We start from the raw sequence: 16,072 nt of genomic DNA, 5'->3' as shown, positions 1-16,072 counted from the left end.
ATGACGACGTCCAGCAGAACCCTCCGCTTCGGCGGCGCCGCCCTGATCACCGTCGGCCTCGCGGCCGCGCTGGCCGGTTGCGCGCCCACTCCGGCTGCTCCGCCAACCGGCACGTCTGCCCCCACCACGGCGGCTTTTGAACACATTCACGGCCTCGGCGCCGACCCGTCCACCGGCAAGACCTACGCCGGCACGCACCAGGGCGTGTGGCAGATCCCGACCGACCTGCTGCCCGACAGCTACCTGGCCGGCGCGCCGGAGGCCGGGCTCACCCAGCCCACCCCGAGCGATGGCCCGGCCTTCGACGCCATGGGCTTCACGGTGGCCGCGCCGGGCCTGCTGCTGGCCTCCGGGCATCCGGGCTCCGACGAGTCCACGTTGGTGGGCCCCAACGTGGGACTGATCAGCAGCGTGGATGCGGCAGCCACGTGGTCGAACGTCTCTCTCGCCGGCAAGACCGACTTCCACGACCTCGACGCGGTGACCCTGCCGCCGGGAGCCTTGCGCGTCTACGGCTACGACGCCGCCGCCGGCAGGGTCAGCATCAGCGACGACGATGGGGCCACCTGGTCGCCCGGAGCCGCGGTGGCGCTGCGCGACCTCGCCGCCGACCCGGCGACCCCCAACCGGGTCTTCGCGACCACCGAGAACGGCCTCGCCGTGAGCAAGGATGCCGGGCGCACGTTCGCGCTGGTCCCCGGCGCACCGATGCTGTACCTGATCGACGTTCAGGATGCCGCGGCCGGCGGGGGTGTCGTCGGCATCGACCCGGAGGGCGTGCTCTGGCACGAGGAGGCCGGAAGCGGAACCTGGACCCGCGGAGGACAGACCGACGGCAGCCCGGAGGCCTTCGGCTTCGTCGGCGGGAGCGTGCCCTGGCTCCTCGCCGCCGACCGACGCGGGGTCGTCGCGAGCGACGACTTCGGTCTCACCTGGACCGTGCTCGTTGCGGCCCAGGCCTAGCCCGGTGCGACGGATGAAGCTATGACCACCACGCTCCCAGCCGGTTCCCAGCCGCGCCGGGCAGAACCCGCTGCTCGCCTAGAATGAGCCGGAAAGAATTGAAGGCCATGAAGCACACTGGGTTGTTCCGGCGCACGCCACCGGTTGCGGTCGAAACCGGCCGTCTCGCCGATTTCGCTTACCTCGAACCCGGCGCGGTCTACCTCGACTCCGCCTGTCAGAGCCTCCGGCCGCAGCCGGTCCTCGACGCCCTGACCGAGTACTACACGGAGTACAACGCCTGCGGCGGGCGCGTGAAGTACGCCTGGGGCACCCGCGTCGACCGGGAGGTGCAGGACGCCCGCCGGGCCGTGCTCGAGCTGCTCGGCCTCTCCGGCCGGGGTCACGCGGTCTCCTTCACCCTCAACACGACCTTCGGGCTGAACCTGCTGCTGCAACAGCTGCCGCAGGGCCGGTTCGGGCAGATGGTCACGAGCCACATCGAGCACAATTCGGTCTTCCTGCCCACCATGACGGCGGCGACCCGACTGGGGGTGCCCCGCCTGGTGCTCGACCGCACCCCCGACGGCGCCCTGGTCTACCGGCCGGCCCAGCTCGAACGCGCGATCGTGGTCGTCAACGTGGCCTCCAACATCGACGGACGTCTGCTTACCAACCTCACCGACCTGGTGCGCGACACCCACGCCCGCGGCGGCATCGTCATTCTCGACGCCGCCCAGGCCATGGCGCACGAACGCACCCTGCTGGCCAAAACCGAGGCCGACGCGCTCTGCTTCTCCGCCCACAAGATGTACGGCGCCAGCCTCGGCGTGGTCGTCGCAACCCACGAGCTGCTCAGTTCCCTCGAGCTCACCTTCGTGGGCGGCGGCATGGTGGCGGATGTCCGCGAAGACTCCTACGACCTTCTCGCCAACGACCCGGGCGCCCTGCTCGAACCCGGGCTGCAGGCCTGGGGCGAGATCATCGCCCTGCGCCGTGCGATCGAGTGGCTGGGACAGGTGCGCCCCGGCGGCCGGCCCGCGGCCGAGCACCTTCAGGGTCTCTCGCAGCGTCTCTTCGAGGGTCTCGGCGACATCCCCGGCCTCACTCTGGTCAACACCGCGGCCAGCCCGGTGATCAGCGTCTACGCCCCGAAACAGGATTCGCACCGGCTCGCAGTGTTCCTCTCCCAGTCCCACATCATGGTGCGCAGCGGCTACTTCTGCGCCCACCACTACCTGAAAGACCAGCTCGGGCTGCCGCCGCTGCTGCGCTTCTCGCTCGGACTGCACTCAACCACGGCCGATGTCGATCAGGCCGCACAGGCCCTCGCGCGCCTGATGAAAGGCCTCTCCTAAGTGTTCTGCATTGCCGCATTCATCGTTCTCGTTCTCATGGGGGCCGTGTCGGCACGATACCGCCGCTACCTAGGCAGGGCGTGGAACTGCACCCTCCGCCGTGTCACGTTCCGCCCCTGCGACACCACCTTCAAGCAGGACATCAAGGACCACCTGCTCGCGCCGCTGGCGGTGCGCCGTCCGAAGCTCGTCGGCCCGGCATCTGTCGCCCTCGAGGCGGTCGCGCTGCTCGTGGTGCTCACCACCGTCTGGAGCGCATACGTCGTCGTCAAGAGCGGTGTGAACCTGTACGTCTACGGCACCTGCAACAAGCAGGATTCCGCATCCTGCAGCCTGGGCGCCGAGGCCTGCTCGATCCCCGACCAGACGCCCACCTTCGGCGAGTCCCTGCTCTCCGGCGACGTGATCGGCGCCTTCGGCAACGACTTCGCCAGCCTTGGCGAGACGTTCTCGGCGATCCCCTCCCGCATGCAGAACTGGGAGGCCGAGGAATACCTGCCCGCCAACGCCAGCTACCTGGGCGTCTACGACGCGAAGAAGGAAACCGCGCTCGAGGTCATCGACCCCGGCTGCACCTACTGCCTGCAGCTGTTCAACAACATCGAGGAGGCCGGGTTCGACGACCGGATGAACCTCACCTACATCGCCTACCCGATCGCCGCCGCCGACGGCTACAAGTTCCAGAACTCGCTGCTCGTCACCCAGTACCTCGAGGCGCTGCGGCTGAACCCTCTCGCCGACGCCGCCACACCGGTCGACTGGGAGATCCTGCGCCGGATCTACACGGAAGTCGATGACAAGGGCGTTTCCTGGCAGAGCGTGATCAACGGCGCCGAGCCGGCTGTCGCCACCGCGCTGCTGCAGGACTGGTCGGCCGAATTCGGCCTGAGCCAGGAACAGGTCGCCGACGTGGCATCCGTCGCCGCCTCCGACGAGGTCGCGGACATCATCGCCGCGAACACGCGGCTGGTCGAGGAGAGCATCCACACCGTGAAGATCCCGACGATCATCTTCGATGGCCGCCGTCACGACGGCCTGGTCTCGGTGGGCGACCTGGACTAGCCCGGCGAGACTGTGAACGGCTAGACCGGCTTGACCACCATTAGCACGACCACGACCACCAGGAGCAGCGAGACGATGCCCGAGCCCATGGCCACGCGCGAGTAACCGGCGACCTTGGCGCCGGCGACCCGGGTACCGCTGGCGGACTGCTCGGCGAGGAGCTCTGAGACCGACTTCATGGCCGGAACCACCAGGAACAGGCTGAGTACGAGGGCCACCGCGTAGAGCACGATCGACAGCCAGATCCAGGTCGACGCAAGGGAGGCGTTGTCCCTGAAGCCCACCGCGCCGAAACCGAGGAACACCACCAGCAGCGACAGCAGAGTGAAGAGATTGGTGGACTTCGCCAGTGAGGCCACCTGGCCGGCTTCCCCGGCACGCATGGAGCGCATGGCGGTCATGGGGAGGATGGCCATGGGCCCGACGATGAAGACGCCGGAGACAATGTGCAGGGTGTTGAGGGGTTCCATTTTTCCAGCGTAGGCCCCCGCCGTCCGCTCGCCGGTGCACCGACACGTTTGAGGGGTTGGCGGCCCGCACCGCTCACGGCTGTCGTCTCGAGGCCCGCACCTCGGGGTGGTCGTCGGGCAGGGCGTGCCGGGAGCCGGCGCGCAGCAGCACGAGGTTCTTCCGCTCCCAGTCGAGCACGGCCTGCCGCTGCGGATCGATCGCCCGACCTTCCGCGCAAGCCGCGGCGGCGCGCCCGCAGACGCAGGCCAGCGGCATGCCCTCCACGGCGTGGTGCAGCTGCCCGATCCGCCAGAGCACGGCCATAGCCCAGTCGAGCTGACGGTGCGCGAGCTCGGTCTTCCGCTCGGCGCGCCGCACCAGGTCACTCTCGAGGAGCGCGCGCACCCCGGCGCTCTTCGTGCGGTCGGACTCGCCGGCCACGACGCCGCGCAGCTCCACCACCTGGGCCGTGAGCCCGTCGATCACCGCCTGCTGCTCGGCATCCGCCCCCGCCGACTTCTCGGCGAACTGCCGGTGGTTCTCCTGCTGGTCGGCGTATTGCCCGACCCACAGCTTGATGTGCTCCGCGTCCCGGCGGGTGGCCTTTTCCGCCCCCAGGTGGTGCAGGCAGGATGCGCAGACCACCTGGTCGGTCGCCGAGGTGAACGTGAACGGCTGCAGCGACTGGCAGCAGAAGCACTGCGCCCGGATGGCCACATACAACGGATACGGGTGGGTCACGGTTGGTCCTTCGTTAGCCTTCTTGAGCCCTATCGCCGAGCGTACCCAATCGGTGGGAGGCCGGGGTCACCCGCGGATGGCGGCCATCCGTTCGGCCAGTTGCGCGGGCGTCAGCGGTGCGCCTCCCCCGATAAAGGACCTCCCTGGCCGCGGGATTTCCTGCTGGGGATGAGGGTTCCACCCCCGGCCTCCGGGCCGGCCCCTTTTCGCAGCATCCCACCGGGCACGCATCCGTCCATGGTCCGAGCGCGGTGAGCGCGCAGCGTTCCGGGGTCGTTGCCGGCGTCAGTCGCTCAAGCAACAGGTCGACGAGCCCCGCCACGAACGCCGGGTGCAGGCCGGGGGTCGACACCCGGGTAAACCCCAAGTCGTGCGCGGCGGCAGTGGCCGCCGCCTCCGTGTCGAGGTCCCAGGAGACCTCCATGTGGTCGGAGATGAATCCGATCGGCACCACGACGACGGCCCGCGTGCCGGCCGCGGCGAGCACGACGATGACGTCGTTGACGTCAGGTTCGAGCCAAGGCATTTCGGGCGGACCCGACCGCGACTGGAATGCCAGAGACCAGGCCGGGGTGGCGTCGGCCACTGTGTCGTCGTCCGCCGCCGCTGAAACGGCGGCCATCACCACCTCCGCGACGGCCCGGTGCTGCGCCTCGTAGGCCCCGCCGGCACCGAAGGATCGCTCGCGTGGGCCACTCTGCTCGGCATCCGCCATCGGGATGGAGTGGGTTGTGAAGAGCACGTGAACGTCGTCCGGGGCCAGGCCCTGCCGCGCGAAGTCGGCGAGGGCGGAGCAGACGCCGAGCACGAACGGGGCGACGAAGCCGGGATGGTCGAAGTAGGGGCGAACCGCGTCGATGCGCACGGCGTCGCCGAGCCCGGTGGCGCACCGCGCCTCGGCCAGGTCTTCCCGGTACTGCCGGCAGCTCGAGTAGGAGCTGTACGCGCTCGTCGTGAGCGCGAGCAATCGGGTGTGGCCGGCGTCGACGGCCGCAGTCACGGCGTCTCGCAGGTACGGAGCCCAATTGCGGTTCCCCCAGTACACCGGCACGAAGGTGTCTCGGGCGGCCAGTTCGGTTTGGAGCGCGTCACGGAGCGCCCGGTTTTGGGCGTTGACCGGGCTCACACCACCCGAGGAGCGGTAGTGGGCGGCCACGGTTTCGAGGCGTGCCTCCGGAACTCCGCGGCCCCGGGTGACGTTCCGTAGGAACGGGATGACGTCGTCCTGGCCCTCGGGGCCTCCGAAGCCGAGGAGGACCACGGCGTCGTACCCGGCTGGCTCCGCGGAAGGCGCGGGCACGAGGCCATCCACTGGCTGGGACTCAGGCACCGACGTGGGCGCCGGCCGCGCCGGGCTGGAACGGGCAGGCCGGGTCTTCCCCCAGCGGATCGCCGCTCGACGCGAACGCGCGGGCTCGGGAGCCCCCGCACAGGTCCGCGTACTCACAGCTGCCGCAGCGGCCGGTGAACTCCGTGGCCCGGATCTGTTTGAGTAGCGGGTTGTCCCGATAGATCTCGGCCAGCGGGGTCGTGCACACGTTCCCGAGGCCGAGTGGCAGGAACCCGGCCGGGTAGACCTCGCCGTCGTAGGCCACGAAGACGATGCCCTTGCCGTCGCGGGTCGACGCGGTCTGCGCCCGCGGCAGGCCCGCGGGCGGCCCCATCAGGGCTTCCAGCCTCGCGGACAGGGTGTTGTACGGTGCGCTCATCGGTGCAGGGTCACCGGCGCGTCGGCGGGCGACGATTCGCCGGAAAAAGGGTGCCTCGACCGTGCGCACGATGAAGCCGTGCTGGGAGGCGTCGAAGAGGAAGTGGCAGATGTCTTCGTGCTCCGCTGGGCTGACGGCCTCGGTCGAGACGCCGCGGCCGACCTGGACGAGGAAGAAGACCTCCCAGATAGCGGCGCCGGCGTTCTTGATCAGGGCCGCGACATCTGCGAGCTCGTCGACATTGGCGCGCATGACGGTCGTGTTGACCTGGACGGTCAACCCCGCCGTGGCGAGAGCCCGGATCGCCGCCATGGTGTCGTCGAAGTGGCCCGGGATCCCGCGCACGCCCTCATGGGTCGCGGCGACGGCGCCGTCAAGGCTGATCGACACCGCCTTGACCCCGCTCGCCACGATCCGTTCGATCATCTGCGGAGTGAGACTCGGCGTGACCGACGGGGACAGCGCCGTCGGCAGTCCAAGGCCGGTGGCGTAGTCGACGAGTTCGAACAGGTCAGGGCGCATCAGGCAGTCGCCGCCGGTGAGCACCAGGATCGGGTACGGCCGGCCGAACCCGGCCACCTGGTCAATCAGGTCTTTGCCCGCTGCCGTGGTCAGCTCGCCCGGTAGGGCTTGCATCGTGGCGCTGGCCCGGCAGTGTTTGCAGGCAAGCGGGCAGGCGCGGGTGGTTTCCCAGAACACCAGCATCGGGCGCTGCGCGTAGTCCGGGCCCTTTCCACGGCGGGCGGTCGGCAGGGTCGGCAACACGGCGGTCTCGCCGAGGGGGATGCTGAGCCCGCTCATGCGGGCACCTCGCTCGCGGGACGCGCATCGGTCAGAAGCTGCGCGAGCTTGTCGGCGGTGCGCTCGGCATCGGCCACGCAGCTGGCCAGCCCGACCCCCCGGTAGGCGGAACCGGTCAGGTAGAGCCCCGGCAGCCGACCCAGAGCCACCTCCGCGGCGGCGAGCCGGCCCTGATGGCCGACGATGTACTGCGGCATCGCCTGCAGCCAGCGCTCGATGTGCTGCTCGGTCGGGCGCCCGGTCAGACCCATGGCCTCGACGAGTTCGGCGTGCACCTGGCTGACCAGGGTGTCCTCATCGAGGTCCATCCAGCGCTGGTCGCGGCGCCTGCCCACCATGCAGCGGATGATCATGGTTGTGTCATCGGCGAGGTGCGGCCACTTGGCGCTGGACCAGGTGCAGCCGACAATGAGTTTGCCTTCCTCCGGCGGCACCAGGAAGCCCGTGCCGACGAGGTTGTGGGCGGCGGCGGAGCGCGGATAGGCCAGGCAGATCGTGGCAACATCGACGTAGGGAATACCCGCCAGCGCGGCGGCCAGGTCGGGGGCTTCCTTGCGCACCATGTCCGCCGCAGCGAACGAGGGAGTGGCGAGCACCACCGCGTCGGCCTCGAGCACCGTGCCATCGCTCAGTTTCACCTCATAGCCGGCGGTGCCGCGCGACACGGAGACGACCGCCGTACCGAGGCGCACATCGTCGCCCACGACGTGGACGGCCAGTGCGTCGATCAACCGGGCGAGTCCCCCACGGAGGGTGACGAGGACCGCGCCTCCTGCTCCGGCGGGCTTGGGTGGGGCATTCCGGCGTCGGCGCCGCAGTCCGAGGTAGAGGCTGCGATTGCCGCGGGCGAGAGCGTCGATGTCAGGCGCGGTGCTCCGAGCACTGAGCTCGTCGGCCCTGCCGGCATGCACACCGCCGAGCAGCGGATCGACGAGGCGATCGAACACCTGCCCGCCCATCCTCGGGCGAACGATTTCGGCGATTGTGGGGTCGTCTGGCAATCCCGCCGGGGCCGCCTTCACGAGGTCCAGGGCAGCACGGGCAAGACCGAGCGGCGACAGCAGTCGGGATTTCATCAGGGGCAGCAGCCGATCGGGGATGCCGAAGAGGGTGCCGGCCGGGAGCCGTCGCAGCTTACCGCGCGACCAGATGCGTGCGCCGGACCCGGCGGGGGCCACGACGAGGTCGCTGACCCCGAGATCCTCGATGAGGGCTGCCACCACGGGTGCCCGCACCATCAGCGCGTCAGGTCCGACGTCAACGAGGTGCCCGCCGAATTGCTCAGTGGAGATCTTGCCTCCCAACCGCGCCCCACCCTCAACCAGAGTGAGACGCACCCCGTCGCCAAGCCGGCGGTGCAGGTAGTGTGCTGTCGCCAATCCGCTGATTCCGCCGCCGACGATGACGACCCGTGGTTGAGCGAGCATTCGACATACCTCCAGTTGCCGGTGAATCCGGGGCAACCGGCAACCTGTGGCAATCCTTGTTACTTCGATCCTACGACCGTCGTTTCCAGCGGCCTCTCGCGGGCCGTCGGTGGCGGCCGCCGATCGGAGCACGAATCGCCGCCCGGACCGGGCCCGGGCCAGCCCTGGAATCGGCCCGGACCACGGCCGTATTCACGCCTTCTCATATTCCGTCGGACGGTTGCGCGCGACCGCCGCGCAGGCCCGTTCGACGGCGGCCACGGATGCGGCGACGTCGTCCGCATCCGTCGACCAGTTGCTCACGGAGACCCGCAGCACATCCCGGTCCTGCCAACGCGAACCCGACATCCAGGCGGTTCCCTCCTTGAGTAGTTCTTCCGTCACCCGTCGGGTGCGCTCGTCGTCGCCGAAGCTGACGCAGACCTGGGTGAAGACCACGTCGTTGAGCACCTCGGCGCCGGTGATGCGACCCAGTCCGTCGGCGATGGCCCGGGCGTGATCGGCCAGCCGCTCCACCAGCATCACGGTGCCCGATCGGCCCAGGGAGCGCAGAGCCGCCCAGACCGGAACACCGCGCGCCCGGCGCGACAGCTCGGGCACCTTTTCGTAGGGGTCACCCGGACCGGTCTCGTCGGCGAACAGGTAGCTCGTGTGCACCCCGAAGGTGGACCGCAGCTCGGCGGGCCTGGCCACGATGGCCATGCCACAGTCGTAGGGCACTTGGAGTGTCTTGTGCGCGTCGGTGGCCCAGGAATCGGCGGTGTCGAGGCCTGCCAGCTGCTCGCGGTAGCGCGGGCTCACTGCGGCCCAGAGGCCGAAGGCGCCGTCGACGTGCACCCAGGCACCATGCTGGTGGGCGAGGTCGGTGAGTTCACCGACCGGGTCGAAGGCGCCGGAGTGCACATTGCCGGCCTGAAGGCAGACGATCGCGGGGCCAGTGCCCTGGTTGAGCGCGGCCGCCAGGGCCTCGGGGAGCATGCGGCCCTGGTCGTCGGCCGGGACGACAATGGGGGCGCCGAGTCCCAGGTAGCGCAGGGCCAGGTCAATCACCGCGTGGCGCTCATCGCCCACGTAGACGGCGACGCGGGGCGCCCCGGCCAGACCGGCGATCGCGACGTCCCAGCCGGCGCCGCCGAGCACACGATCGCGTCCGGCCGCCAAACCTACGAAGTTCGCCATGGTGGCCCCGGTGGTGAAGCCCACGTCGGCGCCGTCCGGCAGACCCAGCAGATCGAGGATCCAGCCGCCGGCGGCCTCCTCGGCGGCGGCCGTGGCCGGGGTCGCGAAGCGCATGCCGGCGTTCTGGTCCCACGCGCTGACCAGCCAGTCGGCTGCCAGGGCTGCCGGCAACGTGCCGCCGATCACCCAGCCGAAAAAGCGGCCGGACGTCATCGCCATCAACCCCGGTTCGGCCAGCCGGGCCAGCTCGTCGATCACCTCCGCCGGGTCCGTCGGCTGCAGCGGCAGCGGCGCTGCGAAGCCCGCGGCGAGGGTGTCGGCGTCGACGCGTGGCCCCACGGGCCGGGTGGGCAGGGAGGAGAGCCAGTCCAGGGCATGGGCTTTCGCTCGCTCCAGGGCCTGACGATAGTCATCCGGGTCAGCAGACATGCCGAGATTTTATGCCCGCCGGGAGACCACCGAAAGAGCGCTGTTTTCCGGGCGCGGGTCGTCGCTGGCGAGGATGACCCATCGGAGGCGATCGCGACCCCCGTCCCGGCTCCGACGGCGATGCCCCCGTCGGCCTGCGTCGGCGAACACGCGGTCGATGCCCGGTTCCGCGGCGACCGGCCGGTTTTGTTCCGACATGGGGGCTCGTCCAGCCGAAATTCAGCCCGTCCGCCGTACCGTGGTCAATGGAGTTCCCCCACTCCAAACGAATCGGCCCCGGCAGATTCCTCGCCTCCCCCCAGGCGCGGTGAAGCCGGGGCTTTTTCGTGGCGGTCTGCGAACTTCCTTGAACAAATCACGGCCGATCGGCTCTCGCGACCGCTCTGAGAATCAGAGTCGCACTTCCCCCGGTTGGGGCGGCTCTGGGGTGACGCGCAGACCGGCGGGTGTGTTCGAGATGCGGACGAGTTACTCCACCCTTGCCCGGTTCAGGAGAGGTTCTTTGCTGCCTTGAAAGTTGAACTGCAACGGGATGGTGGGGTGGATCCAGATGGAGCTGTGGCCGCTGCCAGCCGCCGCCGTGTACTCCCAGGAGAAAGAGAAGCTCTCCCCTCGACGCACCTTGGCGAGGATGACGATCTTGAGCTGCGAGACCCCGATCATCGAACTCGACGATGACAGCGGGATTTCCGTAGACAAATTCGCCCATGATTATTGTCCGAGTCCCACGTCGATGTCGCCCATCATGGCATCGAAGTCCTTCGCTGTTGCCTCTGCGTCCCCGTTTTTTTCCACAGTTCCCTTGCTGCCCACTTCCGGCAGCTGCGGAACGGGAAAACGACGTGCCTCCTCTTCTTCACCGTCGCCGACATCGGCGATATCCCTGGCCCCGAAGCCACGGCGGGTGTTGTTCGGGACGCTCCAGCGCCCTGCACGGAGCAGAAGGCCCATTGCGCGAAGCGTAGGGGGCCTCCTGTACGGACGCCGCGTCAAGGGCAGATCCGGTCCGTGCACCGAGTCAGTTAGCGGCGGTTGTCGCGCTCGTCACGGTCGTGGTTCTCACGGCTTCCCGATTTGGCCAGGCCGCGGCTAATCATGTAACCGATGGTGAGGAGCGTGGCGGACAGCCAGGCGGAGCTGGCCCCGAAACCCTGCCCGTCGTCCCCGTTATCGACCATGGCGGAAGCGATGAACGCACGACGAGAATCAGCATTCAGGCGATGAATTCGGTTGTCTTGAAAGCAGCCTTCGTCTCGGTCGAAACGCTCACGGGCTCAGATCACACCGCTGTCAGTGTTCGACGGAACCTGGTTCTGACACACCACGCGTTGCTCCTGCTCGGCGCCGGACCGCACGGACCGACTCAGCGTCCGGCGTTGGCCTCCGGGCGCAGACGGATGAGCCGATGCGGGCCATCTTCCTGCAGCTCGGCCACCTCGCTGCGCGAGGAGAGGAAGTCGGTGAAGGAACGGAAGCCGAGCGGTTTTTCGTTGAACGAGGGGTCCATCCGGCGCATCTGGTTCTTTACCGTGCCGGTGTTCAGCCACTCGTCATCGTCGCCCTTTGCGTGCCCGATCTGCAGGGCACGCACGAGGAGCTCCGACGCGATTGTCTGAGGGTCGATGTCCTCGGCCGGTTCCGGCTCCGGCTCGTCGAATTGCGAACTTGTGGTGTGCGAGAACATCGGGATCGTCGTCAGAGTGCGGGCTTTGACGGGCACCGTCTTGGGCGGCACGGTCGCGGGTTCTGCGGCCTTCCTGCCCGACGGGGGCTTCTGCACGAGCGCCACGGGGGCGGGCGCGGTGGCGGCGACCTTCGCTATGCCGGGGAGAGAGTCATAGTCTTCGAATTCGTCGCACGCAGCCGCGAGGGAGGTGCTGGTCGACCCGGCCACTCCAATGCCCACCACGAAGCGACCGAGACGTTTCGACTTCTGGGCGAGGGCGATGTAATCCGAGTCACCGGCGACGATGATGACGTGGGTGAGGTCGGGCAGCCGGAAGAGGTCTTCGACCACGTCGACGGCAAGACGGATGTCCGCCCCGTTCTTCGTTCCTCGCGTGGTCGTGGTGAATAGCTGGGTGAGGTCAACCGCTCGGGACATGAGCTGGCGTTGGTAGCTCGCATTCACGGGCACGGACCAGTCGGCGTACGCGCGATTGACAACCAGCGTGCCGAACGACGCGGCGAAATCAATGATCGCGTTGAAGTCGACCGTCGCGGCGTTCAGCTTCGCGGCAACCTCGGGCTCGGCATCCGCGCTCGATCTGTCGAAATTACGGATGCCATCGCGCTGGAAGGCATTTCGTCCGTGTAGTTGCTGATAACGAGAGACGACGATGTTGTCGAAGTCGATGTAGAGGCCGACGCGTGCATCATTCGGTTCAGTCATGGTGGGTTCCTTAGCTACCGGGCGGACGAATCAGTCGCAACCCCAGACTCAAGTCTGCTGCGCACGATGCGACGACGGCAACTCGCGGAATCGACTGCGGCGCTCAGTACGCGCGCACCGATCCGCGCCGAGCCTGCCGGGAGGTACACAATGAGGTATGGCCACTGACGATCCATGCCCGGTTTTCTTTCTCTCGGATAGCACCGGAATCACGGCGGAAACGCTCGGGAGCACCCTCCTGTCCCAGTTCCCCACCGTGGAGTTCGACCGCACGACGATCCCGTTCATCCTGAATGTGGACCAGGCCCAGGCCGTGGTCGACCTGATCGACGCTCTGGTGGAGCGCGGCCAGAAGCCGATCGTATTCTCCACGGCCGTGACCAGCGACATCCGCCGCACCCTCGGCACCTGCACGGCCACCCTGATCGACCTGCTCGGAACCTATCTCGGCGAGCTCGAGGAGACCCTGGCGACGCAGGCCAGCAACGAACCAGGGCGCGCCCACGGCCTCGGCAACGCCGCCCGCTATCAGTCCCGCATGACGGCCGTCGAATACGCGATGGAGCACGATGACGGCCAGAGCCTGCGAGCGCTCGAGAAGGCGCAGCTGATCCTGGTGGCCCCGTCGCGCTGCGGCAAGACCCCCACCACGATGTACCTGGCGCTGCAGCACGGCATCTTCGCGGCGAACTTTCCTCTCGTCGACGAGGACTTCGAGCGGGAGGGTCTCCCCAAGCCACTGCGACCGTTCGTGGACAAGTGCTTCGGGCTCACCACCAATCCCCTGCGCCTGAGCCAGGTGCGCACCCAGCGCCGGGAAGGTTCGCCCTACGCGTCCCTGCGGCAGTGCGGGTTCGAGCTGCGCAGTGCGGAGCGACTCTATGCCTCCCACGGAATTCCGTTCCTCAACTCGGCGAGCATGTCCGTGGAGGAGATGTCGGCCATGATTCTGCAGCAAATGAACCTCAAGCGCTGACTCACATTCAAAACGCAGACAAGTGAACATGTCAATCAAGTAAACAAATTGCGCTCAGGCCGGATAGACCTGTCACTATGGGAACAGGGCGCTTATCCATGAGGTGAGCCTCCTCACCTCGTGGCCTCACCTCTGGTCGCACACTGCAAGGGAGCAGAACACATGACGACAGACATCCTCTGGTTTTCCGAAATCGGACTCACGGACCTGGACCGGGTGGGCGGCAAGAACGCTTCCCTGGGCGAAATGGTGCAGAATCTGACGTCGGCCGGCGTCAAGGTGCCCGACGGATTCGCCACCACCGCGGACTCCTACCGCCGGTTTCTGTCCGATTCCGGTTTGGACCAGCGGATCATCGAGCGCCTGCGGGGCCTCGACATCGACGACGTCACCGCGCTGGCAGCGGCCGGCAAGGAAATCCGCGGCCTGATGCGTGACACGCCCTTCCTGCCCGAGTTCGAGTCCCAGATCCGGGCCGCCTACGCGGCCCTGGTCCTGAAGCACGGCGGCTCCGACGACATTTCCTGGGCGGTGCGTTCCAGCGCCACCGCCGAGGACCTTCCGGATGCGTCCTTCGCCGGTCAGCAGGAGACGTTCCTGAATGTGCGCGGAATCGAGAACATCCTGCCGGCCATCAAAGATGTCTTCGCCTCCCTTTACAACGACCGGGCGATCGCCTACCGGGTGCACCACGATTTCGAGCACGCCGAGGTGGCGCTGTCCGCCGGGATCCAGCGCATGGTGCGCTCGGACATCGGCTCCTCCGGGGTCATGTTCACGATGGACACCGAATCCGGCTTCCGCGACGCGGTCTTCATCACCTCCTCCTACGGTCTGGGCGAGGCCGTCGTGCAGGGCGCCGTCAACCCCGACGAGTTCTACGTCTACAAGCCGGCACTCGAGGCCGGCCGTCCCGCCATCCTCAAGCGCACCCTCGGCGAGAAGGCGCTGCAGATGACCTTCACGAAGAACCGTGAAATCGGCCGCACGATCGACTTTGTTCCCGTGGACGTCGACCTGCGCAACCTGTTCAGCATCACCGATGCCGACGTGGAGGAGCTGGCCCGCTACGCCCTCTCGATCGAGGCGCACTACGGGCGCCCGATGGACATCGAGTGGGGCAAAGACGGCATCGACGGCGGCATCTACATCCTGCAGGCCCGCCCGGAGACGGTTCAGTCGCGAGCGACCGCGGTGTCCCAGAGCCGGTTCAAGATGAACGAGACCGGTAAGATCCTGGTCGAGGGCCGCGCCATCGGCCAGCGGATCGGCGCCGGAAGCGTGCGCATCCTCTCGTCCATCGACCAGATGGCGAGCTTTGCCACCGGCGACGTGCTCGTCGCGGACATGACCGACCCCGACTGGGAACCGATCATGAAGCGCGCCAGCGCCATCGTGACCAACCGCGGCGGCCGCACCTGCCATGCCGCGATCATCGCCCGCGAACTCGGCATTCCCGCGGTCGTCGGCACCGGGACCGCCACCGACATCCTCTCCGACGGCCTCGAAGTCACGGTGTCCTGCGCCGAGGGTGAGGCGGGCCTGATCTACGAAGGGCTGCTCGACTTCGGCATCGAGGAGACCGCGCTCACCACCCTGCCGCCGGCCCCGGTGAAGGTCATGATGAATGTCGGCACCCCGGAGCAGGCGTTCACGTTCGCCCAGCTGCCCAACCACGGCGTGGGTCTCGCCCGGCTCGAATTCATCATCAACCGTCAGATCGGCATCCACCCCAAGGCCTTGCTCAACCTGGCCGACCAGCCCGCCGACGTGGCCCGCGAGATCAACACCCGCATCGCCGCCTACGGCAATCCGCGCGACTACTACATCAAGCGCCTGGCCGAGGGCGTGTCCACGATCGCGGCCGCCTTCGCGCCGGAGACCGTGATCGTGCGGATGAGCGATTTCAAGTCCAACGAGTACGCCAACCTCATCGGCGGACCGGCCTACGAGCCGCACGAAGAGAACCCGATGCTCGGGTTCCGCGGGGCGTCCCGCTACCTCGAGCCCTCGTTCCGGGACTGCTTCGACCTCGAATGCGAGGCGCTCTCATTCGTGCGAAACGAGATGGGGCTGACCAACGTCAAACTGATGATCCCCTTCGTGCGCACCCTGGACGAGGCCGCGGGCGTTATTGAACTGCTCGCCGAGAACGGGCTGCGCCGTGGGGAGAACGGCCTTGAGATCGTCATGATGTGCGAGCTGCCGGCCAATGCGCTGCTCGCCGACGAGTTCCTGGACTACTTCGACGGGTTCTCCATCGGCTCCAACGACATGACGCAGCTGGCGCTCGGCCTCGACCGCGACTCGGCGATCGTCGCCGGCGGCTTCGACGAGCGCGACCCGGCCGTGAAGAAACTGCTCAGCATGGCGATCGCGGCCTGCAAGGCCCGCGGCAAGTATGTGGGCATTTGCGGTCAAGGCCCCAGCGACCACCCGGACTTTGCCGAGTGGCTCGTCGCCGAGGGCATCGACTCCGTGTCGCTGAACCCCGACACCGTGGTCGACACCTGGCTGCGGCTCGCCGGCGTGACCGCGGGCAGCAACCACTTCGGCACGGATGACGCCGCCACCGACCCCAAGGATGCCTCGGCCGCCTGATCGGG

Annotated in this window: 15 protein-coding genes; 5 read left to right on the top strand and 10 right to left on the bottom strand. The window is 68.0% G+C overall.

Annotated features, from left to right (window positions below):
* From E3N86_RS16470 to E3N86_RS16460, 3 genes are all read left to right on the top strand, one after another.
* Positions 1-963 (top strand): F510_1955 family glycosylhydrolase, encoded by a 963-nt coding sequence (locus E3N86_RS16470; protein WP_134375217.1) that lies wholly within the window; start codon positions 1-3, stop codon positions 961-963.
* Positions 964-1,070: 107 nt separating this feature from the next.
* Positions 1,071-2,300 (top strand): aminotransferase class V-fold PLP-dependent enzyme, encoded by a 1,230-nt coding sequence (locus E3N86_RS16465; protein ID WP_166785116.1) that lies wholly within the window; start codon positions 1,071-1,073, stop codon positions 2,298-2,300.
* Positions 2,301-3,362, top strand: coding sequence for a hypothetical protein (locus E3N86_RS16460; protein ID WP_134512307.1), 1,062 nt, complete (start codon positions 2,301-2,303; stop codon positions 3,360-3,362).
* A gap of 20 nt (positions 3,363-3,382) precedes the next feature.
* On the opposite strand, the gene E3N86_RS16455 is transcribed toward E3N86_RS16460, so the two are convergent.
* The 10 genes from E3N86_RS16455 to E3N86_RS16415 form a co-directional block, all read right to left on the bottom strand.
* Positions 3,383-3,832 (bottom strand): DUF2269 family protein, encoded by a 450-nt coding sequence (locus E3N86_RS16455; RefSeq protein WP_104194695.1) that lies wholly within the window; start codon positions 3,830-3,832, stop codon positions 3,383-3,385.
* Between the two features lie 73 nt (positions 3,833-3,905).
* A complete protein-coding gene (locus E3N86_RS16450) occupies positions 3,906-4,553 on the bottom strand; it encodes a hypothetical protein (protein WP_134342761.1) in 648 nt (215 codons plus the stop codon).
* A 13-nt stretch (positions 4,554-4,566) separates the two neighbouring features.
* Entirely contained in the window at positions 4,567-5,853 is a 1,287-nt protein-coding gene (locus tag E3N86_RS16445; RefSeq protein ID WP_241980915.1) for a ferrochelatase, read from the bottom strand.
* 22 nt (positions 5,854-5,875) lie between these two features.
* Positions 5,876-7,063 (bottom strand): TIGR04053 family radical SAM/SPASM domain-containing protein, encoded by a 1,188-nt coding sequence (locus tag E3N86_RS16440; protein ID WP_134375225.1) that lies wholly within the window; start codon positions 7,061-7,063, stop codon positions 5,876-5,878.
* Positions 7,060-8,490 carry a protoporphyrinogen oxidase gene (gene hemG / locus E3N86_RS16435; RefSeq protein ID WP_134512306.1) on the bottom strand — a complete coding sequence of 477 codons (1,431 nt, stop codon included), beginning with the start codon at positions 8,488-8,490 and terminating at the stop codon, positions 7,060-7,062. The genes E3N86_RS16440 and hemG overlap by 4 nt, the downstream gene beginning before the upstream one ends.
* 192 nt (positions 8,491-8,682) lie before the next feature.
* Positions 8,683-10,098: an aminotransferase class V-fold PLP-dependent enzyme gene (locus E3N86_RS16430; RefSeq protein WP_134512305.1), complete on the bottom strand. Its 1,416-nt coding sequence runs from the start codon at positions 10,096-10,098 to the stop codon at positions 8,683-8,685.
* 468 nt (positions 10,099-10,566) lie between these two features.
* Complete coding sequence (locus E3N86_RS16425; protein WP_134375231.1) at positions 10,567-10,797, bottom strand: hypothetical protein; 231 nt, start codon at positions 10,795-10,797, stop codon at positions 10,567-10,569.
* Positions 10,798-10,809: 12 nt separating this feature from the next.
* Complete coding sequence (locus E3N86_RS16420; RefSeq protein ID WP_134375233.1) at positions 10,810-11,049, bottom strand: hypothetical protein; 240 nt, start codon at positions 11,047-11,049, stop codon at positions 10,810-10,812.
* A gap of 71 nt (positions 11,050-11,120) precedes the next feature.
* Positions 11,121-11,276 (bottom strand): hypothetical protein, encoded by a 156-nt coding sequence (locus E3N86_RS16960; protein WP_166785115.1) that lies wholly within the window; start codon positions 11,274-11,276, stop codon positions 11,121-11,123.
* 185 nt (positions 11,277-11,461) lie between these two features.
* Complete coding sequence (locus tag E3N86_RS16415; RefSeq protein WP_134419633.1) at positions 11,462-12,490, bottom strand: NYN domain-containing protein; 1,029 nt, start codon at positions 12,488-12,490, stop codon at positions 11,462-11,464.
* Positions 12,491-12,647: 157 nt separating this feature from the next.
* Here E3N86_RS16415 and E3N86_RS16410 point away from each other — a divergent pair, with 157 nt between their 5' ends.
* Positions 12,648-13,466, top strand: coding sequence for a pyruvate, water dikinase regulatory protein (locus E3N86_RS16410; protein WP_104194700.1), 819 nt, complete (start codon positions 12,648-12,650; stop codon positions 13,464-13,466).
* A 162-nt stretch (positions 13,467-13,628) separates the two neighbouring features.
* The gene (ppsA, locus tag E3N86_RS16405) at positions 13,629-16,067 is read left to right on the top strand and encodes a phosphoenolpyruvate synthase (protein WP_134375237.1); all 2,439 of its coding nucleotides are present in this window, start codon (positions 13,629-13,631) and stop codon (positions 16,065-16,067) included.
* The last annotated feature ends 5 nt before the right edge of the window (positions 16,068-16,072 follow it).

The organism is Cryobacterium sp. Hz7 (assembly GCF_004402815.1).
Lineage (GTDB): Bacteria > Actinomycetota > Actinomycetes > Actinomycetales > Microbacteriaceae > Cryobacterium > Cryobacterium sandaracinum.
Note: the sequence above shows the minus strand (reverse complement) of the source record. Positions and strands in the feature narration are given on the sequence as shown.